Annotated in this window: 19 protein-coding genes; 8 read left to right on the forward strand and 11 right to left on the reverse strand. The window is 56.7% G+C overall.

Translation table 11 applies throughout. The features are described 5' to 3' along the window. Window positions 1-58: 58 nt before the first annotated feature. Window positions 59-586 (reverse strand): hypothetical protein, encoded by a 528-nt coding sequence (locus C7436_RS01815; protein WP_121206491.1) that lies wholly within the window; start codon window positions 584-586, stop codon window positions 59-61. A 171-nt stretch (window positions 587-757) separates the two neighbouring features. On the opposite strand from C7436_RS01815, the gene nhaD reads away from it, so the two are divergent. Next, window positions 758-2,011, forward strand: a complete 1,254-nt coding sequence (gene nhaD, locus C7436_RS01820) for a sodium:proton antiporter NhaD (protein WP_121206492.1) — start codon at window positions 758-760, stop codon at window positions 2,009-2,011. 51 nt (window positions 2,012-2,062) lie between these two features. Here nhaD and C7436_RS01825 read toward each other — a convergent pair whose 3' ends face one another. Continuing rightward, on the reverse strand, window positions 2,063-2,602 hold the full coding sequence (locus C7436_RS01825) for a porin family protein (protein WP_121206493.1): 540 nt from the start codon (window positions 2,600-2,602) through the stop codon (window positions 2,063-2,065). A 251-nt stretch (window positions 2,603-2,853) separates the two neighbouring features. Here C7436_RS01825 and C7436_RS01830 point away from each other — a divergent pair, with 251 nt between their 5' ends. Then, window positions 2,854-4,272, forward strand: coding sequence for a TrkH family potassium uptake protein (locus tag C7436_RS01830; protein ID WP_121206494.1), 1,419 nt, complete (start codon window positions 2,854-2,856; stop codon window positions 4,270-4,272). Here the strand turns inward: C7436_RS01830 and glgP (C7436_RS01835) are convergent, their stop codons facing one another. From glgP (C7436_RS01835) to glgC, 6 genes are all read right to left on the reverse strand, one after another. Further along, window positions 4,273-6,777: an alpha-glucan family phosphorylase gene (gene glgP / locus C7436_RS01835; RefSeq protein ID WP_121206495.1), complete on the reverse strand. Its 2,505-nt coding sequence runs from the start codon at window positions 6,775-6,777 to the stop codon at window positions 4,273-4,275. A 13-nt stretch (window positions 6,778-6,790) separates the two neighbouring features. Next, window positions 6,791-6,976, reverse strand: a complete 186-nt coding sequence (locus tag C7436_RS19035) for an SDR family oxidoreductase (protein WP_121206496.1) — start codon at window positions 6,974-6,976, stop codon at window positions 6,791-6,793. A gap of 42 nt (window positions 6,977-7,018) precedes the next feature. After that, window positions 7,019-7,381: a PilZ domain-containing protein gene (locus C7436_RS01845; protein WP_121206497.1), complete on the reverse strand. Its 363-nt coding sequence runs from the start codon at window positions 7,379-7,381 to the stop codon at window positions 7,019-7,021. A 105-nt stretch (window positions 7,382-7,486) separates the two neighbouring features. Then, entirely contained in the window at window positions 7,487-8,959 is a 1,473-nt protein-coding gene (malQ, locus tag C7436_RS01850; protein WP_121206498.1) for a 4-alpha-glucanotransferase, read from the reverse strand. Continuing rightward, window positions 8,956-10,668, reverse strand: coding sequence for a glycoside hydrolase family 57 protein (locus C7436_RS01855; RefSeq protein ID WP_121206499.1), 1,713 nt, complete (start codon window positions 10,666-10,668; stop codon window positions 8,956-8,958). Before C7436_RS01855 ends, malQ begins: the two co-directional genes overlap by 4 nt. After that, complete coding sequence (gene glgC / locus C7436_RS01860) at window positions 10,658-11,923, reverse strand: glucose-1-phosphate adenylyltransferase (RefSeq protein ID WP_114434095.1); 1,266 nt, start codon at window positions 11,921-11,923, stop codon at window positions 10,658-10,660. Before glgC ends, C7436_RS01855 begins: the two co-directional genes overlap by 11 nt. Window positions 11,924-12,100: 177 nt before the next feature. Here glgC and glgB point away from each other — a divergent pair, with 177 nt between their 5' ends. Genes glgB through glgP (C7436_RS01875) form a run of 3 tightly spaced genes read left to right on the forward strand, consistent with a single transcriptional unit; the run spans window position 12,101 to window position 18,044 of the window. Beyond that, a complete protein-coding gene (glgB, locus tag C7436_RS01865) occupies window positions 12,101-13,996 on the forward strand; it encodes a 1,4-alpha-glucan branching protein GlgB (RefSeq protein ID WP_121206500.1) in 1,896 nt (631 codons plus the stop codon). Then, window positions 13,993-15,459, forward strand: coding sequence for a glycogen synthase GlgA (glgA, locus tag C7436_RS01870; protein ID WP_121206501.1), 1,467 nt, complete (start codon window positions 13,993-13,995; stop codon window positions 15,457-15,459). Before glgB ends, glgA begins: the two co-directional genes overlap by 4 nt. A 32-nt stretch (window positions 15,460-15,491) precedes the next feature. After that, the gene (glgP, locus tag C7436_RS01875) at window positions 15,492-18,044 is read left to right on the forward strand and encodes an alpha-glucan family phosphorylase (RefSeq protein ID WP_121206502.1); all 2,553 of its coding nucleotides are present in this window, start codon (window positions 15,492-15,494) and stop codon (window positions 18,042-18,044) included. Between the two features lie 3 nt (window positions 18,045-18,047). On the opposite strand, the gene C7436_RS01880 is transcribed toward glgP (C7436_RS01875), so the two are convergent. Further along, window positions 18,048-19,253 carry a 1-acyl-sn-glycerol-3-phosphate acyltransferase gene (locus C7436_RS01880; protein WP_121206503.1) on the reverse strand — a complete coding sequence of 402 codons (1,206 nt, stop codon included), beginning with the start codon at window positions 19,251-19,253 and terminating at the stop codon, window positions 18,048-18,050. A gap of 167 nt (window positions 19,254-19,420) precedes the next feature. Between C7436_RS01880 and recQ the strand changes: the two genes are divergently transcribed. After that, a complete protein-coding gene (gene recQ / locus C7436_RS01885) occupies window positions 19,421-21,298 on the forward strand; it encodes a DNA helicase RecQ (RefSeq protein WP_121206504.1) in 1,878 nt (625 codons plus the stop codon). Here the strand turns inward: recQ and C7436_RS01890 are convergent. Next, window positions 21,282-21,836, reverse strand: a complete 555-nt coding sequence (locus C7436_RS01890) for a YiiD C-terminal domain-containing protein (protein ID WP_121206505.1) — start codon at window positions 21,834-21,836, stop codon at window positions 21,282-21,284. The two genes, recQ and C7436_RS01890, sit on opposite strands and share 17 nt — an antisense overlap. Window positions 21,837-22,016: 180 nt before the next feature. Between C7436_RS01890 and C7436_RS01895 the strand changes: the two genes are divergently transcribed. Continuing rightward, a complete protein-coding gene (locus C7436_RS01895) occupies window positions 22,017-22,943 on the forward strand; it encodes a transporter substrate-binding domain-containing protein (protein ID WP_228198033.1) in 927 nt (308 codons plus the stop codon). Between the two features lie 24 nt (window positions 22,944-22,967). On the opposite strand, the gene C7436_RS01900 is transcribed toward C7436_RS01895, so the two are convergent. Then, window positions 22,968-24,854, reverse strand: a complete 1,887-nt coding sequence (locus C7436_RS01900; protein ID WP_121206507.1) for a methyl-accepting chemotaxis protein — start codon at window positions 24,852-24,854, stop codon at window positions 22,968-22,970. A 220-nt stretch (window positions 24,855-25,074) separates the two neighbouring features. Here C7436_RS01900 and C7436_RS01905 point away from each other — a divergent pair, with 220 nt between their 5' ends. Continuing rightward, complete coding sequence (locus C7436_RS01905; protein WP_121206508.1) at window positions 25,075-26,595, forward strand: bifunctional GNAT family N-acetyltransferase/carbon-nitrogen hydrolase family protein; 1,521 nt, start codon at window positions 25,075-25,077, stop codon at window positions 26,593-26,595. Window positions 26,596-26,625 lie beyond the last annotated feature (30 nt).

Here is a 26,625-nt window from a genome sequence, read left to right on the forward strand (position 1 = left end):
AATGGATGATTGTGCAGCGATCAAGAGGAAGAAGGCCCGGTTTGATTGGTTTTCGGCGTTACTGGTTTCCCTGGCGCTGATTCTGAAGCATTTGTTCCATCATCAACTGCATCTGGTCCATCCGTTGTTCCATGCGCTGCAGCCGCTGATCTTCGCTCATGGCCGGGTTGCCTTGCCGCATTCCCTGACCGCTGTTGCCAGGCCCCTGATTCTTCATCTGGCCCTGACCAGGATTTCGGTTGCCCATGCCGGGGCCCTGGCCGTTCATTCCCATGCCTTGCCCCATCATTCCCGCGCCCTGGCCCATCATGCCTGGACCCATTCCGGACTCTCGCATAATCTGCAGGTGTTCCTGCATGTGCTCCATATGTTCCTGCCGCAGGCGTTGGCGTTCTTCTCTGGTCGTCGCATTCTGCATCTGCTGCATGGTCTGGTTCATTCGATCCATGTTCTGCTGCATTTGCTGAATCCGTTCCTGGTTCATCATTCCTGCCTGACCGCCCTGCCCGGATCCGCCCTGGGCAAAGGTAGCGAGTGGCAGCGAAATCAGGGTGGCACAGACCAGCGTTCTCAAACTGTGTTTCATAACTTTCTCTCCCCGTTGTGACTGTTCCATCAATAACAGAAAGAGCGAATGCCCTTTTGATGTGCGTCAGATTCAAGTATAGGCAGTGTTCCGTAGTTTACTAATCTTGGAGGCTCCCGCTAATGGGTTTAGAATCGCTGCCTAATCTTCCCCGGGGTTCAGGATTCCAAAATGCCGATTCTTGAAGCTGTTCTGATTGCTGTTGCCATTTTGGCGCTGCTCGGCGTCATCTTTGAAGAAGTCATTCACGTCAACAAGGCGAAAACCACACTGTTCTTTGGCACGCTCAGCTGGGTTCTCCTGTTTCTGTTCAGTTCCGGTGTAGACGAAACCGCTGCAGTTTCCTCTGGCCTTTCGGAAAGCATTGCCGAGATCGCCGGGTTATGGCTGTTTCTGGTGGCGGCGATGACATTTGTGGCCTACCTGAACAAGAAAGGCATGATCGAAAACATGATTTACCTGATCATGCCTCGTCAGGTCACCGAGCGGCGATTGCTGTTTCTGACCGGTCTGTTCTGCTTCGTGTTTTCTTCCCTGGCCGATAACATCACAGCAACACTGGTTTCCTGCTCCCTGATTCTCTCTTTAAACCTGGATCTGAAGAAGCGGTTACAATTTATTGTTTTGGTTGTATTTGCAGTGAACTCCGGCGGCGTTTCACTGATCACCGGCGATGTCACCACGCTGATGATCTTCCTGGCAGACAAAGTGGAAATCCTGACGCTGCTGACACTGGCCATTCCCGCTTCAATCACGGTGTTTTTGCTGGCCGTGCTTCTTTCTGGCGGTCTGTCCGGCACCGTTACCCTGAAAGCCAGTTCCAATGAAGTCCGAACCGTAGACGCGGTAATCGCGGGCCTGTTTCTGGTTACAATCATTGCCACCATTACTGGCAACGCGTTATTCAGTATTCCTCCGGTGCTGACCTTCCTTTTTGGTCTTTCCATCATGTTCCTGGTGTCCCGCTTCATGAGCGACGACTCGGATCTGGACCCGATTCTCGAATACATCCGGGTTATCGAGTTTGAAACCCTGCTGTTCTTCCTGGGTATCCTGCTGCTGGTGGGCATGCTCAAGGAGATTCATGCTCTGGATTCGTTGGTGGCAATTTATAATGTGATGCCGCCGGTATACGCCAACTATCTGATGGGCATCTTCTCCGCAGTCATCGACAACGTGCCTTTAACGGCTGCGCTTCTAAAATCCGGCATCAATATGAGCCCGGCGGAGTGGATGGGGTTAACCTATGCCGTTGGTGTGGGCGGTTCGTTGTTGGTAATCGGCTCTGCGGCGGGAATTGTAGCCATGAGCAAAATCGACGGGCTCACCTTCGCGGCTTATCTAAAGTACGCGTTACACCTTCTGGCCGCGTATACGGTGGGTTATGCCGGGGTCATTCTGCTTGGCTCTGTGATGAACGGCTAAAGTCGAAAAAGCCTGCGAGGTTCCACCCCGCAGGCTGTGGCTATCTTACTGTCAGAAGTTAACCTGAACACCCAGGCCGATGCCGTCTACGGTAATGTCATCGTCATCGTAATAGCGCATGTATTCGAGGTTGCCTGAGAGGTTCTGGGCAAACTTCACGTTCACGCCGGCACCGTACGAGAAATCCGAATCGTCGTCTTCCACTGAGCCAGCTTCGGCCTCAATGCGCGTGAAGCCGAAAACAGCGTAGGGTGTTACCGGGCTCTCATTAACCACGTTCACCGTGCCGTAGCCACCGAAGAAGTTATCGATTTTTACGTCAACACCGCCGATTCGGTCATCATCCACGCCAAAGCCCGCCCGGGCTTCAACACCGAAATAGTCCGTGGCCATCACGCCGACCTTGCCAGACAAGGTGCCGGTGTCGGCTTCTGCCAGGCCATCGAAATCGGTTTCCATGAAGGTGTAATTCAGGCCGGCGTAGAGCCCGCCAACACCGGATTTATACATGTCCTGGGCAGAAGCAAGCCCCGCCAGGGCCAGCCCGGCGAAGGCAGTTGATGCAACAAGAACCTTTCTTGTGGTCTTCATAATCTTTCTCCCTGTTCATACAGGCCTTCACGGCCTGACAGTAAACGTGCATCAGTCCGACGATTCCCGCCATAGGTGGGTTCCGTATTTACCCGTTTTTTACGCCGATTTAATTCCGGGTTAATACTTCTGTCCGGGGCCTGTTTCCTTGCGGTTGAGCAAGCCCGCGGGTATGCTGACGCCGTCTTTTTGTCAGCTGGCTTGAGCGTGCCTTGAGAAACCTAGCCCCTGTCGTCTTCATTGTCAGCGTCATGTTTATACTTCTGAGTGTTTTCATGACGTTACCGGTATTGCTGTTGGCTGCCACCCCTTCCGGTGCACCCAATGCCATCGCGTTTGCCGAATCGGCGGCTATTGTTTGCGTGCTTGGTGTTCTGGGGCTGTTGCTGACCTACCGTGAACCCCGCGAACTGAAACCGCGCTATATGTTCGTGCTCACGGTCTCCAGCTGGTTTGTCATCGCCCTTCTATCTGCCCTTCCCTTTTACCTGAGCGATAACGACATCTCGGCGGCAGATGCGTTTTTTGAGGGCACTTCCGGTATCACCACCACGGGGGCTACGGTGTTCACCGGCCTGGACACGATGGACAAGGATCTGCTGCTCTGGCGCTCGATCCTTCAGTGGCTGGGCGGTATCGGGATTATCGGCATGTTCGTTGCCGTGCTGCCTTTCCTGCGGGTAGGCGGGATGCGCCTGTTCGCTACCGAATCGTCTGAGTGGACGGAAAAGGCTCTGCCACGCATGAAGACTCTCAGCCGGGGCCTACTGTTGGTGTATCTGGTGTTTTCCGTGGTTGCGGTTGTCACCTACTGGCTGTCTGGTATGTCTCTGTTTGATGCGTTCAACCATGGCCTGACCAGCATTGCCACAGGCGGCTTTTCAACCTCAGACCTGTCCATGGGTAAGTTCAACGACCTTATCCTGCTGGAAGCCACCTTTTTCATGATCATCGGCAGCCTGCCGTTCTTCCTGTTTGTGCGGGAAATGCACGGCCAGCATGGGGTTCTGTTCCGTGATCAGCAGGTTCGTCTGTTCCTGGGGATTCTGTTCGCGGTGCCGGCCATGCTCACGCTCTATCGCTGGTGGGTATCCCCGGTACCCTTCGATCCGATTCACAATTACGCAGCCACGCTTTTTAATGTGACTTCCGTTGTTACGACCACGGGCTACGCGTCTGAAGATTATTCCGCCTGGGGGCCTCTGGCCTTTGTGGTGTTCTTCTTCCTCATGTTTGTGGGCGGCTGCTCAGGCTCAACCGCCGGTGGCATGAAAATCTTCCGGTTCCAGCTATCGCTGATCATTCTGCGAGAGCAGTTAATGCGGCTGTTGCACCCACGGGCCGTATTTACCCGTAACTACAACGGCCGTGCCGTCAGCGACGAAATCATCTCCTCGATGATTGCCTATACCTTCATCTTCCTGTTGTGTCTGCTGGTGATCACCGTGTTGCTGGCATCCCTTCAGCTCGACTTTGTCACTGCCCTTTCCGGCGCCCTCACCTCACTGACCAACGTTGGTCCCGGCCTTGGCGATATCATTGGCCCCGCCGGGAACTTCTCGCCGCTGCCCGACGCTGCCAAGTGGATTCTGTCAGTAGGCATGCTGATGGGGCGTCTGGAAATCCTGAGCGTGGTGATCGTGCTCTCACCGGGCTTCTGGCGCGGCTGATTAGCGCAGCCAGAGAATGTGAGCGTCTTCCAGGGGCAGATTTAGCCTGGGTTCATGACTACGGATGCGCGGAGTGAAATGCTCTAGAGGGCGTGGTGGCACGGTGCAGTAATATCGGTACGTTTGTTCGGCTTCCTGTAGTGGCCCGTTAAACGCCATAGACTGCACCAGGCGTGGGCCGAAGCTTGAGGATTCTGCCACCAACTCTACGGCGACCAGTTCCGGGCTCAGGCCATCCAGATACACATCCAGATCGAAGCGCAGTTTTTGGCCTTCCTCCCGTGCGTCCATTGCGCCAAACCTAAGGCGTGGCCAGTGTCGGGCTATGGTTTCTTTTACTGAAACTAGTTCGTCAGCACCTACTGCACTGCGCTCCGCGCCTTGGGCCACCATGGGCAGGTAGAAATCCGTGACATATTCCCGCACCATGCGGTTGGCCGAGTATCGTGCAGTTAACTCGTTCATGCTGGCCCGGATTCTCGCCAGCCAGTTGGCCGGTAAACCCTGTTCATTACGCAGGTAGAACTCCGGCACAACCTGATTCTCCAGCAACTGATAGAGTTCTTCGGCATCCGCCTCATCGTGTTTATCCGTCTGGCTCAACTCCTCGAAGGTGGCTCCCGGCCGAATGGCCCAGCCCAGCTCAGGCTGCCAGGCTTCTGCCCACCAGCCATCATACTGGGACAGGTTCAAACCACCATTTACCAGCACCTTCATGCCACTGGTACCGCAGGCTTCCCAGGGATGGCGGGGGCAATTCAGCCAAACATCCACGCCCTGAATAAGTTCGCTGGCCACCGCCATATCGTAGTCTTCAATGAATACCACGCGCCCCTCTACTTCCGGCAGACGGGTAAACTGCTTCCAGCGTTTGATGATGTCCTTGCCTTCGTTGTCGTGAGGGTGGGCCTTGCCCGCCAATACAATCTGCAGGGGCCGGTCCCGATTGCTGAGGAGTCGGATCAGTCGTTCCGGATCTGTCAGCAGCAAGTCCGGGCGCTTGTAATCGGTAAAGCGGCGAGCAAAACCTAGCGTCAGAGACTCAGTATCCAGAAGCAGACCACACGCCGCTTCCTCGCTGTTGCCGTAGTTGTGCTCACAATGCTGGCTCTGCAGTCGCGCTCGCAGGTAATACACCAATCGATGTCGCTGGTTTCTGCGCATCTGCCAGAGATCATGGTCAGTAGTCTCTTTCAGCGGGCAAAGGTCCGTCATAGGCTGTCGCCAGCGGTCCTGGCCACAGGCCGACGTCCATAATTCGTCCGCCTCCGGAGAATCCCAGCTCGGGGTATGCACACCATTGGTAACGTATTCTGCTGGCACATCGGCCGCCGGCCAGCGCCCGAACCACGGCTGGAAAATGGATTGAGTGACCTGTTTGTGAATCTGGCTGACACCGTTAAAACGACCGCTCATACCCAGCGCAAGCCCCGACATGTTCAAATCGCTTGAACCGCCATTGGCAACGGTCAGTATGGTCTCCAGCGACTGGCCGATCTCCTGCAACCAGGGCTCCAGGTACAATCGGGCAAGTTTCGTCGGGAACCGGTCAAAACCCGCAGCTACCGAAGTGTGGGTGGTAAAAAGGTTGGTGGCTCTGGTTGCCAGCCGCGCCACTTCAAAACTGGTCTCATTCTGCTGTTGCCAGTGCACCGCGCGCTCAACCAACGCCAATGCGCTGTGGCCTTCGTTAATGTGGCACAAAGCAGGTTTGCGCCCCAATTGTGCCAACAAGCGCCAGCCGCCAATTCCAAGCACCATTTCCTGTTGCAGGCGTTTTTCCGGATCGCCGCTGTAGAGCTCGCTGGTAATACCCCGGTCGCCGGGCTCATTCCGGGGGTCATTACTGTCGAGCAGCAACAATTCACAGCGCCCCACCTGTCCTTTCCAGGCCCTCAGGCGAACCGTACGGCCGGGAAAAGGTACGTTTACCCTTGCCCACTCTCCGTTGCTGTCCCGTAACGGAGTAACCGGGAGCATGGTCGGATCGTTATAGGGGTGAAACTCAAGCTGTTCCCCCTCAGCGTTCAGGGCCTGCCGGAAATAGCCCTGCTGGTAGAGCAAGCCCACGGCGGTGACCGGCACACCCAGATCGCTGGAAGCCTTCAGGAAATCCCCGGCCAGAACGCCCAGGCCGCCGCTGTATAACGGCAGGGATTCAGACACCCCATACTCCATGCAGAACCAGGCGACGCCAGTGGCCAGCTGGTTTCCGCAGTTTTCAGAATACCAGGTCGGGCACTGGTTGAAGGCCTCATGGCGATTCAGTTGTTGCTGGTACCGGGTCAGGAATTCCGGGTCTTCGGCCAGCTGTTGCAGCCGCTCTGCCGAAGCGCTGTTCAGCACCAGCCAGGCGTTGTGGGTTGCCTCCCAGATTTCTTCATCGAGCTGCCGCCACAACTGATCACATCCGTGGTGCCAGCTCCACTGCAGATCCAGTGCAATCGCCATCAGCCCAGACAACTGTGCTGGCAGGGCCCTCATGGTATACGCGGCCAGAGTCATGGGGCTTCAGCCGTTAATGCGCGGTATAGCCGCCGTCGATAACCAGTTCGCTCCCGGTCATGAATTTGGACTCATCAGAGGCGAGGAAAACAATGCCCCAGGCAATGTCGTCCGGCTCGCCCATCCTTTCAACCGCCGCTTTGCCAATGCCCAGTGCGCCGCCGGTTACCGCAGCTACTTTTCCTTCAAGTCGTGCCATGCCAGTCGTCCCTTACAGAATCAGTTGTTGTCATTATTAAAGTCAGTGCATTTGCTTGCGAACTCGCCCGGCAAGAAGGTCGGTAGAAGCCTGCTCCTGCAGGCAGGCAATCAGCTCAGAAATGGTCAGCGCATCGTTATCGACGCCGTCAAAATCAACCCCCAGGCCGCCATCATCAGTCCGAACCACATGGGCGCTCAGTGTGCAGTGCCCCCGCTCCGAACGTTCCGGAAACCGGAAGGACAGCTCGATCGTCTGGTTCAGCCTCACATCTGAATAATCGGTCGCGATAAACAGACCACGCCTGGACGCGTCCCGGATCATACCAGTTGCTACTGGCATGCCACGTTTGTAGACCAGAATGGGCAACCCGCCTTCTACTCGTTGGCTTAGTCGATGTTCCATGCCGTTTCCTCCTGTCAGCTTGCCGAGTGGATACCGCAACTCCTCCACTTTACACCTGATCAAATATTGACCATCTTGATTCTGATCAAGAGGGTGATCACTCAGCTATCGACCGTATAGGTTCACAATATTTCTCAGCCCTGGCAGGTCGATCCTCGCTCGATAATCCTCGGGTAAGGTCCATTTCCAGTTACCCTGGATCGTGCCGGGCGTGTTGAAGCGTGCCTCGGATCCGAGAGCCAGAAGATCCTGTATCGGGACGATCACCAGTCGTGATACCGAGCCCATCGCAGCCTGTATCACGGGCCATGGCATATCCGGGCTGTTAATTCTCAGATACCGGTTAACATGCTCCCGGGTTCGCTCATCCAGGCTCTGGTACCAGCCCAGTGTGGTGTCATTGTCGTGGGTGCCGGTATAGACCAGGTCCCATTCCTTGTGGTTGTGCAAAAGATGGGGATTGGTGGCACTGCCATCAAAACCGAATTGCATCACCGTCATACCCGGTAACCGGAAACGGTGTCGAAGGGCTTCCACATCTTCCCCGATGATGCCCAGGTTCTCGGCAACCAGCGGCAAACGGGGTAACTCCCGGAAGCAGGTTTCCAGAAAATCATCGGCCGGGCCCGGCACCCAGTAGCCATCGACCGGGCGCGGATTCTCCGCCGGAATCTCCCAGTAAGCCTGCAGCCCCCGGAAATGATCAATTCTAAGGAGATCGAACCGTTCCTGCTGGCTGGCCAGGCGCTGCACCCACCAGTGGTATCGGTCCTCCGCCATTCGCTGCCAGTCGAATAGTGGGTTCCCCCAGTGCTGACCCTCCGGCGAGAAATAATCCGGTGGCACTCCGGCAATCACCCTTGGCTTGCCCTCACTATCCAGCTTGTAGAGATGGGGCGCCGCCCAGACATCGGCGCTGTCGTGGGCCACAAAAATGGGAATGTCGCCAAACAGCCAGATTCCCCGCTCGGCCGCATAATGGCGCAATGCTGTCCATTGTTCGAAAAACAGGTACTGCTCCAGGCATACCCGTTCCAGTGTACTTTGGTGGGATTCTCTCAGGGCCTCCAGGGCGGCCGGCTTGTGATCGCGCAGGTCTTCCGGCCAGTCCAGCCAGTTCACGCCCGGAAACGCCTCTCTGGCTGTCATGAACAGCGCAAAATCATCCAGCCACTGATGGTGCTCCAGAAAATTCTGATAGGCCTGTGCGTTGAGGGCTTCTGACTCACGATAGCGACCGGCATGGAATCGCTGGCTGGCATGTTCCAGGGCTTCGGTACGGGTAAAGGCGGTAAGTTCCTGGCTATCGAGAAGACCGGGCGCCACCAGTTCCTCAAGGTCGATCAGAACGGGGTTCCCGGCATGGGCCGAGAGCGACTGGTACGGCGAAAGGTCTGCATGAGAGGGCCCCAATGGCAGTGTCTGCCACACCGTGATGCCTGCCTCGGCCAGAACATCCACAAACTGCCGGGCAGCGGCGCCCAGCTTGCCGGAAACGCCAGGTAATGCGGTCGGGTGCAACAGCACACCGGCACGCCGCCTTGCCAAAACCGGATTGGATGGCATTTCTACAGTCATGAATCAGCCTCATGCCCCGGCCGCATGGCACCGCCCTTGGCGGGCTCCCCTCCACCCTGGCTCAGGGGCTGGAACAGGCTGGACGGCGCCGGGTAGCCAATACGCTCATAAAGGTTGGCCAGGTGCCGGCGATACAGCTGCTCGAAATCCCGAACCACCGCTGCCGGGTTGTAATCGCCAAACCACCAGAACCAGTCCGAGCCTTCACACAATCCGAGCTGATGTGTGGCCGCCTGCTTCTGATCCATGTTGAGGGAGCCATTATCAAGCGCCCGGTCAAAATGCTGCTTGGCCTCACACAGCAGGTCCCAGGCCCGGTTTTTGTCGGAGTCGCCTATCCAGGTGGAAAAGGTTCCATAAATCCAGCTTCCAGCCACCAGTTCCGGGAGTTGCACAGGCTCTGTGTAATGCTCTTCCTGAAGGGTCGAATAAGTGGTCAGCCGCAGTTTCGGGTGTTTCTCAAGCACCCGGTACAGCTCGTCAAGAAAATGGAAGCCGTTCTCCGGGTAGTACTCCCAGGCATTCTCGCCGTCCAGAATCACCGAGATCACCGGGTCCTTGTCTTCTCTGGCGATGTTTTCCATGTGATGCACCAGGTCGCCAACCGCGTCCCTGGCGTGCCAGTCGGCATAGGTAAAACCAATCAGATCCGATAACCCATCGTCACGAAAAAAAGCCGTTACATTGGCATCAGTAAACCGGTACGGCTGATGGATGCTGGCACCTTCAGGCAAGGCTTTATTCGCCCTGGCCTTGTTGATGCTGTTATTGATGACTGAATCACCGGAAGCGGTCCATCGAAAGCCTTGCTCGCCAAGCAACAGCAGCGTGGCCTGGCTCAACCCACCTTCAGATGCCCAGCAACCCGCAGGTTCGGTGCCGAAAAAGCGCTTGAAGGCTCGCCTGCCCTCGGTCAGATGCCAGATGGCCCGCTCTTTCCCCCCTGGGTAGTGGTCGTGCTCCGGAAGCGCAATGTCTGGCATCGCTTCTCGGGCGGCACTGAAATCCAGCAACAGGGGCACGATGGGATGGGCCCAGGGGCTCATGGCCAGTTCCACCTGGCCGGTATGCGCCAGGTGGCGGTAGCGCGGACCTATGCTGGCCATCAATTCTGCGATCACGTCCAGCAATGCCTTGCGATCGTCCAGTGTGTACTGATGGGCCTTTTCCTGAAGGCTTTGTACCACGCCATGTTTGCGGCGCACGGTTTCCGCCATCCAGCCCAGGTGGTACCACACCAGCAGATCGGCAAGAAACTGGGTAGAAAGATAGCGCTGAATGTCGGGCCGGGTTCGGTATAGTTCGGCCATTTCCGCCAACCGGGCATAGGCGGGAAAACGCTTGATAATCCGCTCGGCGTTTGCCCTCAGGCACTTTTCCATCAAATCCTGAAATGCCGGTGAGCCAGGTTCCGGCAGCGCCGGATCAACCAGAGCCGCAAGCAGAGGATCGCCGATGGTTTGCCCTCCATGGCGCCATCGCTCAATGTGGTACAGATAGGTCTCAATCTGTTCCAGCAGCACCGGCGCGAAGTTCACCACCGCACGGGCATCCGGGTGGGCTTCCAGGTGCGCAGCCATGTCCACATAATCCTTGATGCAGTGCAGATAGACCCAGGGGAACAGGAACTGCCCATTGCTGTGATCCTGATAATCCGGCTGGTGCATATGCCAGCAAAGTACCACTGGCGTGCGGGGGTCAGAGGCCATGGGGATAATCCTGCCCGAGCATCTCGGGAGTGATCAGCACAACACCTTTAGACGACACGTGGAAGCGTTTTTCATCTGCTGTCCGATCAAAACCAACCCGGGTGCCTTCCGGAATCCGGCAGCCGCGGTCAATCACCGCTTTGCGAATGTGGCAATCGCGTCCAATGTCCACGTCCGGGAAGATTACAGAGTCCTCCACCTCACTGAAGGAATGCACCCGAACCTGGGAGAACAACAGCGAGTGTCGAACGTGAGCGCCAGAAACGATGCAGCCGCCGGCCACCATGGAATCGACGGCCGTGCCCCGACGGTTGTCATCATCGAACACGAACTTGGCCGGCGGTAACTGTTCCTGGTAAGTCCAGATCGGCCAGTCCGAATCGTACAGATTCAGTTCCGGGCTGATACCGATCAGTTCCAGGTTGGCCTGCCACAGGGAATCGATGGTTCCGACATCGCGCCAGTATGCCACCTTGTTGTTGACTGGATCCCGGAACGGGAAAGCCGTAACCCGAAGGCGCTTGATCACCGAGGGAATAATATCCTTGCCGAAATCATGGGAAGAGTTACCGTCCATCTTGTGATCCCGCAGCAGTTCATCAAACAGAACTTTCGTGCTGAACACGTAAATACCCATCGACACCAGCGCTGTCCCCGGTTTACCCGGCATAGCCTTGGGGTGGGCCGGCTTTTCCTCGAATTCGGTAATGCGTAAATCTTCATCCACCGACATCACCCCGAACGCCGAAGCTTCTTCGACGGGCACCTCAATACAGCCCACGGTAATATCCGCCTCCTGCTCCACATGGGCAGCCAGCATGGTGCCGTAATCCATTTTGTAGACATGGTCACCTGCCAGAATCAACACGTACTCCGGCTGGTGGCTGCGAATGATGTCCAGGTTCTGCAGCACGGCGTCTGCTGTGCCCTCGTACCAGGAGGTCTCAATGCGCTGCTGGGCCGGCAACAGTTCCACAAATTCATCCAGCTCCCCCCGCAGGAACCCCCAGCCGCGCTGAATGTGACGGATCAATGAGTGGGATTTGTACTGGGTGATAACGCCTACCTGACCAATGCCGGAGTTGATGCAGTTGGACAACGGGAAATCGATAATCCTGAACTTACCCCCGAAGGGAACGGCGGGCTTGGCTCGCCATTTTGTGAGGTCGTGCAGTCGTGAGCCCCTGCCGCCAGCCAGCACCAGGGCCAGGGTTTGACGAGTAAGGCGACTGACGAAACGCTTGGCGGTTTGCATAGCAGCTTCCCTGTTTAAACCGGATACGCGCCGACACAAATTTGACGTTTGTTCTTTCAGAAAAACACTATCATTGAATTATGACGTACAATTGTCTTAGGTCATATTTTGTACAAACGCAAAAACGATTCATGGTCTAACCTCTGATTTCCACTTTTGTTCAGGAATCTGTGGTCTATGGAAAGCCCCGCCCTGAGTGAGTTCGACCTGCACCTGTTTGCCGAAGGCAGGCACTGGCATATCTATAATGTTCTGGGTGCCCACCTCGGGAATCAGCGAGGAATCGAAGGCGCTCGTTTTGCCGTTTGGGCACCCAACGCCCAGGCCGTGAGTGTGATCGGCGACTTCAACGACTGGGACAGCGGCCGTCATCCCATGGCGGTTAACAAAGATTATGGTGTCTGGTCGGTATTCATTGGGGGAGTAAAGCCGGGAGACCTTTACAAGTTTGCCATCACAACCCGAAACGGCCACGACATCACCAAAACCGATCCCTATGGTCAGGCCTTTGAGCACCGGCCTTCCAATGCCGCAGTGGTGACCGAGCGGGGGCAATACGCCTGGGGCGACGGCGACTGGCTTGAGTGCAGAAACCGGTTCGACTGGCAGCGGAGCCCTATTTCTGTCTATGAGGTACACCCTGGCTCCTGGCGCCATCACGGTTCCGGGCGCTGGCTGACCTATCGGGAGCTGGCCGATCAGTTGGTGCCCTACGTGTTGGAAACCGGCTTTACGCATATTGAGCTGCTCCCGATTACCGAGCACCCGCTGGACGAATCCTGGGGTTACCAGACTACCGGCTATTACGCCCCCACCAGCCGTTATGGCAGCCCGGATGATCTTAGATATCTGGTCGACCTGTGCCATCAGAACAACATCGGCGTGATTCTCGATTGGGTGCCGGGGCATTTCCCCGATGACGACTTCGCCCTCGCCGAATTTGATGGCACGGCACTCTATGAACATGAAGATCCCCGCCGCGGGCGTCACCAGGATTGGGGCACACTCATCTATAACTACGGTCGCCACGAAGTCCGGAACTTTCTCATAGGCAGTGCGCTTTTCTGGCTGGATACCTTTCACATGGACGGGCTGCGGGTGGATGCGGTTGCTTCCATGCTGTACCTGAACTACTCCCGGAATGAGGGAGAATGGCTGCCGAACGAACATGGCGGCCATGAGAATCTGGACGCGATCCGGTTCCTTCAGGATCTGAACCGGGTATGCCAGAGCCGGTTTCCCGGCGTGCTGATGATGGCGGAAGAGTCCACGTCCTGGCCCCGGGTGACGCGGCCGCCGGAGATTGGCGGTCTTGGATTCAATCTGAAATGGAACATGGGATGGATGCACGACACCCTGCACTACCTGCAACAGGACCCGGTGTATCGCCAGTATCACCACGACAAGCTCACCTTTGGTTTGCTTTATGCCTTTTCGGAAAATTTCGTGCTGCCGCTCTCCCACGACGAAGTCGTACACGGCAAATCCAGCCTGATTCAGAAAATGCCGGGGGATGACTGGCAACAAAGAGCCTCCCTGCGCCTATTGTTCAGTTACATGTTCTCCTACCCCGGTGCGAAGCTGCTGTTCATGGGTGGTGAATTTGGCCAGCGCCAGGAGTGGAGCGAACGTCGCGAACTGGACTGGTACCTGCTGCAATACCCCGAGCACCAGGGGCTGCGTAAACTTGTTCAGGATCTCAATGGGCTCTATCGCCGCTACCCGGCTCTGCACCGCAAGAGCTTCACCGGCGAAGGCTTCGAGTGGATTGATTGCCACGATTCCACCCAGTCTGTGATCAGTTTTCTGCGCAACCCGGGAACGCCCGAGCATGGGCCGCTGGTGATTGTTGCCAACTTTACTCCTATACCCAGGCATCACTATCGCATTGGCGTGCCAACAGGAGGTAACTGGCAGGAAATTTTTAATTCAGACTCCACCTGGTATGGCGGCAGTAACCTCGGCAATCCTCTACTCTTGCAAGCTGAGCCCACACCCTGGATGGCCCGCCCGTGTTCCGTGGAGCTTACGGTACCGCCCCTGGGCCTAGTTATGCTGAGGCCAGCGACATGACCCGGGTACTGTTTGCCACGAGCGAAGTCTTTCCTCTGGTCAAAACCGGAGGTCTTGCGGATGTTTCGGCAAGCCTTCCTGAAGCTCTTTGCCGCCTGGGCTACGACTGTCAGATCCTGCTCCCCGGCTACCCTGCAGCGCTGAAGGCTGCGCGCGAGTCCGGGTCCCGCCGTAAAACCCGATTTCGCTACGGCCAGTACGATGTATCCCTGTGGCAAACCCGATTGCCGGGCACCGCCGTTACCCTCTGGCTGGTGGATTGCCCAGCCCTGTTCGACCGTGCTGGCGACAGCCCCTATCAGGACGAAGAAGGCGAGGACTGGTGGGACAACGCTCACCGGTTTCACCTGTTCGGACGAATCGGTGCCATGTTGGCGCTCGGGCAACTGGGCCTGGCCTGGCGGCCGGACATCGTGCACTGTAACGACTGGCAATCCGCACTGATCCCGGTGTTTCTGGCAGATAGTCAGGACGCCCCGAAAACTGTGTTCACCATCCACAATCTCGCTTACCAGGGGCTGTTTTCCCACGAAACCTCTCGCGCCCTGGGCCTGCCGGACTCACTTTGGCGATACGAGTTCCTGGAGTTTCACGGCCAACTGTCCTTTATCAAAGGCGGACTGGTATTCAGCGATGCCATCACCACCGTCAGCCCCAGCTACGCAGATGAAATTCAGACACCCTGGTTCGGTAACGGTCTGGACGGTTTGCTGCGCCACAAGTCATCCCGGCTTCACGGCATTCTCAATGGAATTGATACCCGCCAATGGAACCCGGAAGCGGATCCACACCTGGAGTTCCACTATGGCGCGGACTATCCCGCCAACAAATCACAATGCCAGGCAAGGCTGCAGCAGGAACTCGGGCTGGAGGTTTGCGGGGCTCCATTGCTGGGGTTCGTCGGGCGCCTGGTGGAACAGAAAGGGCTGGACTGGCTGCTTGGGGTCATCAAGCCGTTGCTGGAACGAGGATGTCAGTTTGCCCTGCTCGGCTCCGGCGAACACCACTACCAGGAAAGCCTGAAAACCATGGTTCGTGAATGGCCCGGGCAATGTTCACTCACCCTCGGTTACAACGAAGGCCTGGCGCACCGGATAACCGCCGGGGCCGATATTTTCCTGATGCCTTCCCGGTTTGAACCCTGCGGACTGAACCAGATGTACAGCCTGAGATACGGCACCGTACCTGTGGTGCACGGCGTCGGCGGCCTTAACGATACGGTGTTTGACCCCAATGAGGAAACAACGGAACAAGCCAATGGCTTTGTGTTTCGTGAGGCGACGCCAGATGCATTACATGCCGCCATTACCCGTGCGCTGGCAGCGCGGGAGGACCGGAAAACCTGGCGCAAACTGCAGGAAAACGGCATGAAAGGCGACTATTCCTGGAAGAACCGGGCCGGCGAATACGCGGCCCTGTACCGGAACCTCATTACCGTCAACGACCGGATATATGAAGACTGACACGGTGCCCCTGGCCCAAGGAGGTCATCACCATGCACACCGCAACTGAATTCCGGCTGGAAGCCCGCCCCAGACTACCAGAAGCACTGGAGCGACTTGATGCGCTGGCCAATGACCTGTTCTACAGCTGGGATCATGGCGTGCGCAGTCTGTTCGCGCGGATTGATCTCCGTCTCTGGCAAAAAGTGGAGCACAACCCGAAACTGTTCCTGCGACGGGTGGCCCAGGCCCGGCTCGATCAGGCATCGGAAGACCGCGCCTTTCTCGCCGAATACCGTCGAGTATTATCCGCTTACGACGCTTATCTTGAATCCGAACCCGGCACCGAAGTGCTGGAGGCACTGAACCCTGAAGATAGCCTTGTGGCCTACTTTTGCGCCGAGTTCGGGTTTCACGAGAGTTTCCCGATCTACTCCGGGGGCCTTGGCATACTGGCTGGTGACCATTGCAAGGCGGCCAGTGACCTGGGGTTGCCCTTTGTCGCCGTCGGGCTACTGTATCAGCAGGGTTATTTCATTCAGACCATTGATGCCCAGGGGCACCAGATTGCCCGTTATCAGTGCCACTCCAGCGATGAGCTGCCAATCACGCCGGTAGAGGTAGATGACAAGGCACTGACCGTCTCTGTGCCCTTCCCGGGGCGCGAAGTGCATGCACGGGTCTGGCTGGCCAGGGTCGGGCATATTTCCCTGTACCTGCTGGACACCAACACCGCGGAAAATACAGATGAAGACCGGGAACTTACCTTACAGCTTTATGGCGGCGACTCCGCTACCCGCATCAGCCAGGAAATGCTGCTGGGCATTGGAGGCACCCGGGTTCTGGCCGCACTGGGTGTTCAGCCTACGGTGTGGCATATCAACGAGGGCCACGCAGCCTTCCAGATACTGGAACGGTGCCGTATGGCCATGACCGAAGGGCTGTCTTTTGGTGCCGCCCTCGAGTCGGTAGCCGGATGCACCTTGTTTACCACCCATACTCCGGTGCCGGCGGGCCACGATATCTTCCCCCGCGACCTGGTGGAGCACTTCCTGTCGCCTTTTCTGGACCACTCCGGGCTGGATTTCGATGCCGTTTTCGGGCTGGGTAGCAAAAACGGTGATCAAAGCTTCAACATGACGAGTCTGGGCCTTCGGGGCTCCCGGTTTCATAACGGCGTAAGCCGGATTCACGGCGGTGTAGCCGCTCGGATGGAAGGCGATATCTGGCCACAGATACCGGCGGCCGAGAACCCTCTTGGCTACATTACCAATGGTGTTCACGTGCCAACGTTCCTGGCGCCGGAATGGGCAAGTCTGTTCGATATCCAGGCGCCGACCTGGAAAAGTGAACTGCGAAACCCGACATTCTGGCAGTTCATCGACAAGATCCCGGACTACCATTACTGGAGCGTTCACAAGGCCCTGAAACAGCAGATGGCCGAGTTCATCGTGCGGCGCCTGAAACGCCAGCACAAGCGCAATGGCACGGGCCATTCGGTCACTGAGCGGATGGCCCGCAAGCTGGTGTCGCCGGAAAATGACGCGCTGGTGGTCGGCTTCGCCCGCCGCTTTGCTACCTATAAGCGAGCTACGCTGATTTTCTCCGATCTGGCCCGCCTGGAACGGCTGCTCACCAATCCGGAGCAGCCGGTTGTGCTGGTATTTGCCGGCAAGGCCCATCCCCAGGACAAACCCGGGCAACAACTGATCAAGGTCATACACGACCTCTCCATGCAGCCCAACCTGATGGGGCACATTATCCTGTTGGAGGATTATGATCAGGCCATGGCGCGCCGGTTATTGAGCGGTGTTGATGTCTGGCTCAACACGCCGGAATACCCCAAGGAAGCCAGCGGCACCTCTGGCGAAAAAGCGGCCGTTAATGGTGCCCTGAATCTGAGCGTGCTGGACGGCTGGTGGGGTGAAGGCTATGACGAAACCAATGGCTGGGCGATTACGCCGCGGGACATCGAACTGGATGTGGAGTTTCGCAACCGCGAGGAAGCCCGAGACCTATTGGACCTGTTGGAGCAGGAAGTCATTCCGCTCTATTACAACCGAGCCTCTCAGGGCTACTCGCAGGGCTGGGTAACGCGCTCGAAAGCGTCCATGAAAACCATTACGCCCCGGTTCAACGCCCAGCGCATGGTGATGGACTATGTTCGCAACTATTATCAGCCAGCCACCCGGCAGGGCGCGCGGTTGAGAGACAACAATGCCGCACTGGCGCAGGAGCTGGCAGAGTGGAAAGCCCGGGTGCAAGAGGCCTGGAGCGGCGTGTCCATCCATGTGGACGGCTGCGTGTCAGATCGCTGTCACTGGGATGAATCCGTGGAGCTGAAAGTGTCGGTGGCTCTGAATGGTCTGGCGCCCGATGATGTACGGGTGGAATGCCTGGTTGAGCCTGAATGCACCGGCACTCACACTGGCCCCGGACCAGACGCATTTGTGCTGGAAGCCAGCGGAGAGAAAGACGGTAAAACCCTGTTCAAAACCCGGGTCCAGCCACCCTACCCGGGATTACAAACGCTGCGATTGCGCATCTATCCGCACCACAAGGCGTTAACCCACCCGCTGGAGATGGGGGCCATGCTCTGGGCATGACACTTAGTCGGTAGTCGGGTTCAGCGGTTGCTCGTGGTTATTCGCGGCCAGTGCGTTGACCACCGGGTTGGCATACATATCCAGCAAATAAGGGCGGATCGCCGGGTCACAGGCTTCCAGCCGGCGCTCCATTTCTGCCGTGGCAGCGTCCATATCGGCCGGAGACCAGGTCTCGGCGGTTACCACGCTCTCACTCACACTCCCCGGAGTCTCATGGGCATCCGGATGAACTCCCCGCATCTGGTACGCCACCAGATTGGAGGCGTGCAGGTGGTAATTGGCGTGCATTTCATGGTCAATGCGTGCGGCCAGTGCTTTCGGGTTGTCCGGTGAATCGGCAATCGGGGCCCCGAAATGGACATGAACGTGGCCTTTAAAGCCCGTCAGCCCTTTAACGATCTGGTCTGTGTCTTCGCCTTCCGTCTTCTGATAGGCGCCGGTCCGGCCCCGTACTTCCAGTTCTTTGGCCTTGTCGGCATCGCAGGGGTCGTATTCGTAGGCAATGGATACCGGCACGATGTGAAGGCGGTTCATGGCTTCATCGAACGCCAGCCCCGATTTTTTCCGGCTCATGTAGAACATCTTGATGATCGCCGGGTCGGTAGCGTCAATGCCGTCTTTCGCGCGGCCTTCGCGCTGAGCAATCCAGATGCTGTGATTGGTATCAATGCTGTGATTGATGAAGCCGGAAAGCGTGAGGTAGGCATCACGCATTTCCCTTGGGCTGGTCATGTTACGGCGCACCACAAAACTCTTGTTCAACCGCATCATTTCCGCAAACACCCGATTGGAGAGCAGGTTGTCGCCAATGGCAATCCGGGTTGTGTGGAAGCCGTTCTGGAACAGCAGGTAGTTGACCACCATCGGGTCAAAAACAATGTCCCGGTGATTGGAAATAAACAGATGGGCGCTGTTCTTGCTGAGGTTTTCCAGGCCACTGTGGGTAACGCGGGTGGTGGTATTTTCCACCAGTTCTCCGACGTATTTCGAAACCCCGGCCTGCATATCATCTACCCGGGTGTAATGCCCGAAATGGCCGATCAGCCAGCGGCGAATAAACATCCTCAGAACGCCCGGCGCCCATTTTGCAACGGTTGGCGACTTGAACCGCCCAACCATATCCAGGAATTCCCGGTCGTTAACCAACCTCTGGATGGTTGGCGCGGTTTCTTCATCCGAATAGGGACGGATTGCGTCAAATTCCTGCATGCAAGCCCTGTTGTTGTTCGCAGCGTTGATCACAGTGTACGAAAGGGGCGCTATTGTATCCTTTCTCTTGCCGGTTTGCCTCCACCCGAATGGCCAGTTGACCAAACATCCGGAAGGATCTGGTAGAATCGCGCTGCTTAATCACTCCGCCACGGGCCGACCACTGAATGTACATGGACCAGGACTTCGACCAACTCGCCACTGAACCACCCACCGCTGCGGGCCGAAATCCGGAGCAGGTTCTGCACGAGGTCTTTGGTTACGAGAGTTTTCGGCCCCTGCAGGGGGATATTGTCCGGGAAGTGGTCAACGGCGGTGATGCCCTTGTATTGATGCCCACCGGGGGCGGTAAATCCCTATGTTACCAGGTGCCCGCTCTGGTCCGGCCCGGCACCGCCATTGTGATCTCACCGCTGATCGCGCTTATGCAGGATCAGGTGGCGGCGCTACGCGAGCTTGGAGTGAGAGCGGCGTTCCTGAATTCCACCATGGATTTCGAACAGGCCCGTGCCACCGAATACGCCCTGGCGACCGGCGAGCTGGACCTGCTCTATTGCGCGCCGGAACGGCTGATTCAGCCGCGAACCATTGAGCTGCTGCATAACGCCTCCCTGTCGTTGTTTGCCATAGACGAGGCTCACTGCGTCTCCCAGTGGGGGCACGATTTCCGGTCCGACTACCTTCAACTGAGCATGCTGGCCCAGGAATTTCCCGGCATCCCCCGTATCGCACTGACAGCGACCGCTGATGAGCGCACGCGAAAAGAGATTGCTGAACGGCTGTCGCTGACAAAGGCCCGGCATTTCATCAGTGGCTTTGATCGCCCGAACATTCAGTATCGGATTACACCAAAGACCAACGCAAACAAACAGTTGTTGGATTTTATTAAAGCAGAGCATGAAGGTGATTGCGGTATTGTCTATTGCTTGTCCCGAAACAAGGTCGATGCCACCGCCCGATTACTGAGCAGCAAGGGCTATACCGCACTGCCCTACCATGCCGGGCTTAGCGCCGAAGACCGCGCCCGCAATCAGGAGCGCTTTCTCAGGGAAGAGGGCGTTATTGTGGTGGCAACCATTGCCTTTGGCATGGGCATCGATAAACCTGATGTGCGTTTTGTCGCCCATATGGACCTCCCCAAAAGCCTGGAAGCCTATTACCAGGAAACGGGCCGGGCGGGCCGGGATGGCAAGCCGTCCACCGCGTGGATGGTGTATGGCCTGCAGGATGTCATCAAACTCCGGCAGATGCTGGAGGCCTCTCAGGGTAACGATCAGTTCAAGCGGGTTGAGCGACAGAAACTGGATGCCATGCTTGGGCTGTGCGAAGTGACCCAGTGCCGGCGACAAGTGTTGTTGCATTATTTCGGAGACAATCTGGAGACTCCCTGCGGAAACTGCGATACCTGCCTGAACCCTCCGGAAACCTGGGATGGCACGGTGGCGGTGCAGAAGGCCCTCTCCTGCGTGTACCGCACCGGCCAGCGTTTTGGCGTTAACTACGTCATTGATGTACTTCGCGGGTCAGAGAATGAACGAATCCTGCAATCCGGCCACCAGGCGATCACCACCTATGGCATCGGTCAGGAACTGTCAGCGAACGAATGGAAGTCGGTATTCCGGCAACTGGTGGCGAACGGCTACCTGCGGGCAGACCCTGAGGGCTATGGCGCGCTTCAGCTAACCGAGCGCTGCCGCCCCCTGCTCAAGGGCGCACAGGCGATTGAACTCCGGAAAGACCCGGTTGCCCGCAACACCATTGGTGGTAAGTCATCAACGAGCCGCCGGAGCGGCCAGAACGTGCGGGACCAGATTACCGACCACGCCGGGTGGGATGCGTTGCGGGCCTGCCGCAAAGAGCTGGCGGACAAGCAGGGCGTGCCGCCCTACGTGATCTTCCACGACACAACCCTGTTCGACATGCTTGAACGCCGCCCTTCCACGCTGGAGGAGCTGGCCGAGGTCAGCGGCGTGGGCGCCGCCAAGCTGGAAAAGTATGGCGATGTTTTCCTGCAGGCGCTACGCTCTATCAATCCTGAGGCTTGAACCCCTTCTTGCGCACCCGGTAATGGGCGATGGAGGTGGCAACGTGGTTGCCTTCTTCATCTCTCAGAATGCCTTCCAGAGTAAATTTAGCCCTACCGGTGGCGTCTGCATCGGCAAGGATGGCAGCCACCGCCTCTGGTGGTAATTCAAATTCCACGGTCACATCTGAATTGGCCGGCTGCAGAAACTCCAGAGTCATTTCCTTCAGAATTGGCGTATAGGCAGGGCCAAGGTCGAAGAGGGTCAACACCCCACCGGGAATCTCCGCCACCAGGAAATAGGCGCCAGCATACAGGCTACCAAAGTGGTTTTTATTGCCCTTGAGGCGCACGCGGGCTTTGACGTAGCCCGGGCGAAGCTCCTCAACGCTGAAGTGATTACGGGGCGCGAATGGTATCGCCATACCAATAATGCGGTTAACCGCGGCATAACTGCCGGTCTTCTTGAGCCATTCCAACGGTTGCAGCAGAGTTGCCTTGGGGTCACTGGAGCTTACCCATTGGCCGGCGGAGCCAATCAGAGAATCAATAAGAGCCATAAAGTCATATCCCGAAGTACAGAAAAGGCGATCTTTACAGTCAGATACGGCTACTTCAAGAATCTTTTACAGTTTTTTTGAAACCTGTACGTTTCGAATAACGCTTTCTGATCTAAGCTGTAGCCAATGTCTGTAACGTTACCGTTGCTTGCAGCCGGATAACAGGGAAAGGGCACGCAGTTGTACACATTCAATAAAATGATAACGCGCCTCTGGCCAGTTCTGGCGCTTGCGGCGTGCATTCACGTTCAGCCAACGGCTGCGTCCGAATCCAAATCGGCTCCCACACGAGACTACATACTCTGGTACCGCAACTACGATAACCCGGCCATTCACAATCTGGTTGAACTCGCATTGCGCAAAACCTCGGAGTACGGTGAGTTCCAGATTATCCGCAGCGAAGAAATAAGCCAGGGGCGCGCCCTTCGGGAATTGGCTAACCCTCGGAGTCGGATTCTGGATATTGCGAACGTGGCGACGTCAGAAGAGCGGGAAACATTTCTGAACGCCATTCCGGTACCTGTGGACGGCGGACTGCTCGGATTCAGGGTATGCCTGGTGTTGCCGGAACAGCTCAGTCTGTTTGAGGGGGTATCCAGCCTGGACGACCTGCGCCAGCGAGATATCCGTATTGGCCAGGGGGCACACTGGCCAGACACCCCGATTCTCGAAGCTAACGGCGTTACCGTGATCACCCACACCCGCTATGAAATACTCTTTGGTATGCTTCGCAATAAACGCTTCGACTGTTACGCCCGCGGTGTGAGCGAAGTGCTGTTCGACCTCGAACATAACAAAGCCGACGACCTGGTAATCGAGCCAAACATCCTGCTGGCCTACGCCATGCCATCCTACCTTTTTGTGGCCCCGGACGATCACGAAACCGCGCAACGCCTGCAACTGGGTCTGGAGCGAGCGATCCTGGACGGCAGCTTCGCGGTGTATCTGAAAAACTGGTTTGGCAGAGCGGTATCATCACTGGGCCTTGATCGGCGCACAGTAATCACGTTGGAGAATCCGTATCTTAGTGAAGAATCCAGATATGTCGGGCGTCGAACCCTGGAAAACCTGGAGCGCCGCGTTGAGCTACTGAGTGTCGGAGACTAGCGGGCCATCCCTGGCCGCCACGAATTACACCCGGAAACGGGTTACCTTGTCATTCAGCACACCGCCGATAGTCTCGATGTGGCCACTGTAAACATCGTTCTCGCTGGCCGCCTTGGCCGCTTCCTGGCCCTGGTCAGCAATGCGGGTGATGGACGCATTCAACTCTTCGGTCACCGATGTCTGCTCCTCGGAGGCCGTGGCGATCTGTGAGGTCATCTGACTGATGGCGGTAATCGCCTCCACAATCCGGTTCAGAGACTCCATCGCATCCTGCGCTTTTTCCATACTCACGTTGGATACCGCCGTAGAGGCTTTCATTACGTCTACCGCATCGTTGGCGCCTTTCTGCAGCCGTTCGATCATGTTATTGATTTCTTCGGTGGAAGACTGGGTACGCTGAGCGAGATTCCGAACCTCATCGGCCACCACCGCAAATCCGCGTCCCGCATCCCCTGCCCGCGCCGCTTCGATAGCCGCGTTCAGTGCCAGCAGGTTGGTCTGCTCTGCAATACCCTGGATCACCTCCAGTACAGTTGTAATCGACGAAACATCCTTGCCAAGGGTGTCGATAACCTCGGCGGCGGCATTTATTTCACCCACCAGTTTCTGCACTGCATCCCGCGAGGCGGTGACGGTTTCCAGGGAACCCCGGCTTTCCTGGTCTGCATTCTCTGCGGCTTCCGCAGTTTGCTGGGCATTCTGGGCAATCTCACCCGCCGCCGCGGACATTTCGTTAATTGCCGTCGCGATCATGTCGATCTCATGCTGCTGGTTTTCAACACTGGAGCGACTGTCGCTGGACGTCTGCCGGAGCGACTTCACGTTTTCCTCAAGCTCATCGCTGCCTTCTTTTACCTCTTTAACAACCTGCTGGATGTTGGCGACGAAGGTATTGAAACTTGCCGCGAGCTTGCCAAATTCATCGGAAGCCGAGTCATCCAGCCGCTGGGTGAGGTCTGCATCGCCTGAGGCAATATCCGACATCGCCTGGTTCAGACGACGCACAGGTGCCATCAGAGCTCTGATGCCGAAATGGAGAATAACCAACGCGATCAACAGGCCAACTATAGCGATCGTTATACCCGTAGCACGAGCGGCAACAACAGGCTCGTGAATCTTGTCCCAGTTCACAACAGAGCCCATGTACCAGTCGACGCTGCGGGCATCGGAGATTGGGAAAAAGGCTACGCTCCAGGTTGTGTCCTCGCGGCTGAACTGCGCCGGAACACCGTCCAGTGACGGTGCGAAACCAAGCAGATCATCAACGTTTTTACCGATCAGCGAGTTGTCCGGGTGGAAAAGAATGGTGCCTTGCCGGGTGATCAGGACTGCGTAACCGGAATCGCCTAAGGTAATCGTTGAAAGCAGATCCTGAATGGCGTTCAGGGTGATATCCATTCCGGCCACCCCTTGAAAGGTGCCTGAGGAAACCGGGGCAATAGCGGAGAGCACGGTCTCGCCGGTTTGGGCATCCTGGTAAGTTTCCGTAAACGATGCCCTGCCCTCATTCATCGCTTGTTGATACCAGAGGCGCTGACGGGGATCAAAGCCGGCCGGTAGAGCCTGCTCTGTTTCAACAGTACGCATCATCATGCGGCCATCCGTTGTGCCAACATAGACATCCTTTGCGCCGCTGCCCCGGGTGATGCCATCCAGCAGATTGCGAGCCATGTTATCGGTGCGAATGTCCCGCAGAGATGACGCGGCAGCTTCTGTCATATCCAGTCGCGTGTTGAGCCAATCCGCGATGCTCGCCGTACTCTGCTTGACGGCATCATCAAGCATTGCCGTCACGTAAGTTTCGGTAGTGTTTTGAAGGCGCTGATCCGCTGCAAATGTAAATACAGACATGATCACAACGATAAGAACGCCTACTGCGACAAGCAGTTTCTGGCCAAAAGATAGCTGCACGATGGGAACTCCTCCTGAAGAAGGTGGGCCATGATAATGATCACGGTTGCTCTGCGCTGTTACTGTTTGTTTCGGCCGAAAATGAAAAGTCTTTAATTCCTGTGATGCGGTAAGCCGAATGAACGGCTCGTTTGAGGGCGAGAGCTAAAGCAGCCTGTCTGCTAGAATGCTCGAAACAGCACCGCATTACTGCCAAAGCTAATTGATGGAGAGTTTGTTAATGGCTCACGAAGAATTGCACCTGAATCTGCGTAACCTGACACTGGACGACTACGCCCAGCTGCAAGAGCTAATGGATCGGGTTTACGACGATATCGGTGGCGCGTGGCCAAAAGAAACCATCAAGGCTCTGGTAGAACAGTTTCCGGATGGCCAGATCTGTATCGAAGACAACGGCCAGTTGGTGGCGGTGGCGCTCACGGTATGCGTGAAATACGAAAGATTCAGCAACCCTCACGCCTACGACGACCTGATTCTGCGTAACGAGAAAATCTGGCACAACCCCAACGGCGATTCGCTTTACGGCCTGGATGTGTTTATAGACCCCGAATACCGGGGCTATCGACTGGGGCGTCGCTTGTATGAAGCACGAAAAGAGCTCTGTCGTTCCATGAACCTGCGGGCCATCCTCGCCGGCGGGCGGATTCCCAGCTACTTCAAGTACGCCGAGCAATACACTCCGGAAGAATACATTCAGCGCGTTGATCGCAAGGAAATCTACGACCCGATCCTGACGTTCCAGCTTTCCAACGATTTCCAGGTTACCCGGTTGATGCACAAATACCTGCCGGAAGACCAGAAATCCCTCGGATATGCGACGTTGCTGGAGTGGAGAAACATTCTCTATACGCCTCCCTCATCGGTACTCAACGTCAAAAAAACCCAGGTGCGCATGGGGGCGGTGCAGTGGCAGATGCGGGAATTCACCTCGGTGGAGGAAGTGCTCAAGCAGGTTGAGTACTTCGTGGACGCACTGTCGGATTATAAAAGCGACTTTGCCCTGTTCCCGGAATTTTTCAACGCGCCGCTGATGGGGCTGACCGACCAGATGGATCAGACTCGTGCCATTCGGTTCCTCGCCGGCTTTACCGAACAGTTCCGCAACGAAATGTCGGAAATGGCCGTCAGTTACAACATCAACATTATCACCGGCTCCATGCCGCTGATTGAAGATGACCGGGTCTACAACGTCTCATACCTGTGCCACCGTGACGGTCGTGTAGACGAGCAGCGCAAGGTCCACATTACCCCTCACGAACGTCGCGACTGGGTTATTGAGGGTGGTGATAAATTCCAGGTCTTCGATACCGATGCCGGCCGTGTCGCCATCATGATCTGCTACGACATTGAGTTTCCGGAACTGGGCCGTATCGCCGCCAGTCAGGATGTGGACATCATCTGTGTCCCCTTCTGGACCGATACCAAAAACGGCTATTTGCGCGTGCGCCATTGTGCCCAGGCCCGGGCCATAGAAAACGAGTGCTACGTGGTGATTACCGGTAGCGTGGGCAACCTGCCGAAAGTGGAAAACCTGGATGTTCAGTACGCCCAGTCTTCGGTATTCTCGCCGTCGGATTTCGCATTCCCACATGATGCAGTGATGGCAGAAACCACACCGAACACTGAAATGATCATGTTTTCAGACATGGATCTGGAAAAGCTCAAACTGGTCAGAAACGAAGGTTCTGTCACCAACCTGAAAGATCGACGTGTTGACCTTTACGAGCTGAAAACCCGGTAATGGGCAGATTTGGCCCCGCACAGGGGGCCA

The organism is Marinobacter nauticus, assembly GCF_003634635.1.
In the GTDB taxonomy this organism is placed as follows: domain Bacteria; phylum Pseudomonadota; class Gammaproteobacteria; order Pseudomonadales; family Oleiphilaceae; genus Marinobacter; species Marinobacter nauticus.

Bases quoted from the DNA above. Each gene is read 5' to 3' on its own strand.
- malQ (WP_121206498.1), bottom strand. From the start codon at position 8,959: ATGACTGTAGAAATGCCATCCAATCCGGTTTTGGCAAGGCGGCGTGCC.
- glgP (WP_121206495.1), bottom strand. From the start codon at position 6,777: ATGACTCTGGCCGCGTATACCATGAGGGCCCTGCCAGCACAGTTGTCT.
- C7436_RS01890 (WP_121206505.1), bottom strand. From the start codon at position 21,836: ATGGCTCTTATTGATTCTCTGATTGGCTCCGCCGGCCAATGGGTAAGC.
- C7436_RS01825 (WP_121206493.1), bottom strand. From the start codon at position 2,602: ATGAAGACCACAAGAAAGGTTCTTGTTGCATCAACTGCCTTCGCCGGG.
- glgB (WP_121206500.1), top strand. From the start codon at position 12,101: ATGGAAAGCCCCGCCCTGAGTGAGTTCGACCTGCACCTGTTTGCCGAA.
- C7436_RS01880 (WP_121206503.1), bottom strand. From the start codon at position 19,253: ATGCAGGAATTTGACGCAATCCGTCCCTATTCGGATGAAGAAACCGCG.
- C7436_RS01830 (WP_121206494.1), top strand. From the start codon at position 2,854: ATGTTTATACTTCTGAGTGTTTTCATGACGTTACCGGTATTGCTGTTG.
- C7436_RS19035 (WP_121206496.1), bottom strand. From the start codon at position 6,976: ATGGCACGACTTGAAGGAAAAGTAGCTGCGGTAACCGGCGGCGCACTG.
- C7436_RS01845 (WP_121206497.1), bottom strand. From the start codon at position 7,381: ATGGAACATCGACTAAGCCAACGAGTAGAAGGCGGGTTGCCCATTCTG.
- glgP (WP_121206502.1), top strand. From the start codon at position 15,492: ATGCACACCGCAACTGAATTCCGGCTGGAAGCCCGCCCCAGACTACCA.
- C7436_RS01815 (WP_121206491.1), bottom strand. From the start codon at position 586: ATGAAACACAGTTTGAGAACGCTGGTCTGTGCCACCCTGATTTCGCTG.
- C7436_RS01905 (WP_121206508.1), top strand. From the start codon at position 25,075: ATGGCTCACGAAGAATTGCACCTGAATCTGCGTAACCTGACACTGGAC.
- nhaD (WP_121206492.1), top strand. From the start codon at position 758: ATGCCGATTCTTGAAGCTGTTCTGATTGCTGTTGCCATTTTGGCGCTG.
- recQ (WP_121206504.1), top strand. From the start codon at position 19,421: ATGTACATGGACCAGGACTTCGACCAACTCGCCACTGAACCACCCACC.
- glgA (WP_121206501.1), top strand. From the start codon at position 13,993: ATGACCCGGGTACTGTTTGCCACGAGCGAAGTCTTTCCTCTGGTCAAA.
- glgC (WP_114434095.1), bottom strand. From the start codon at position 11,923: ATGCAAACCGCCAAGCGTTTCGTCAGTCGCCTTACTCGTCAAACCCTG.
- C7436_RS01855 (WP_121206499.1), bottom strand. From the start codon at position 10,668: ATGGCCTCTGACCCCCGCACGCCAGTGGTACTTTGCTGGCATATGCAC.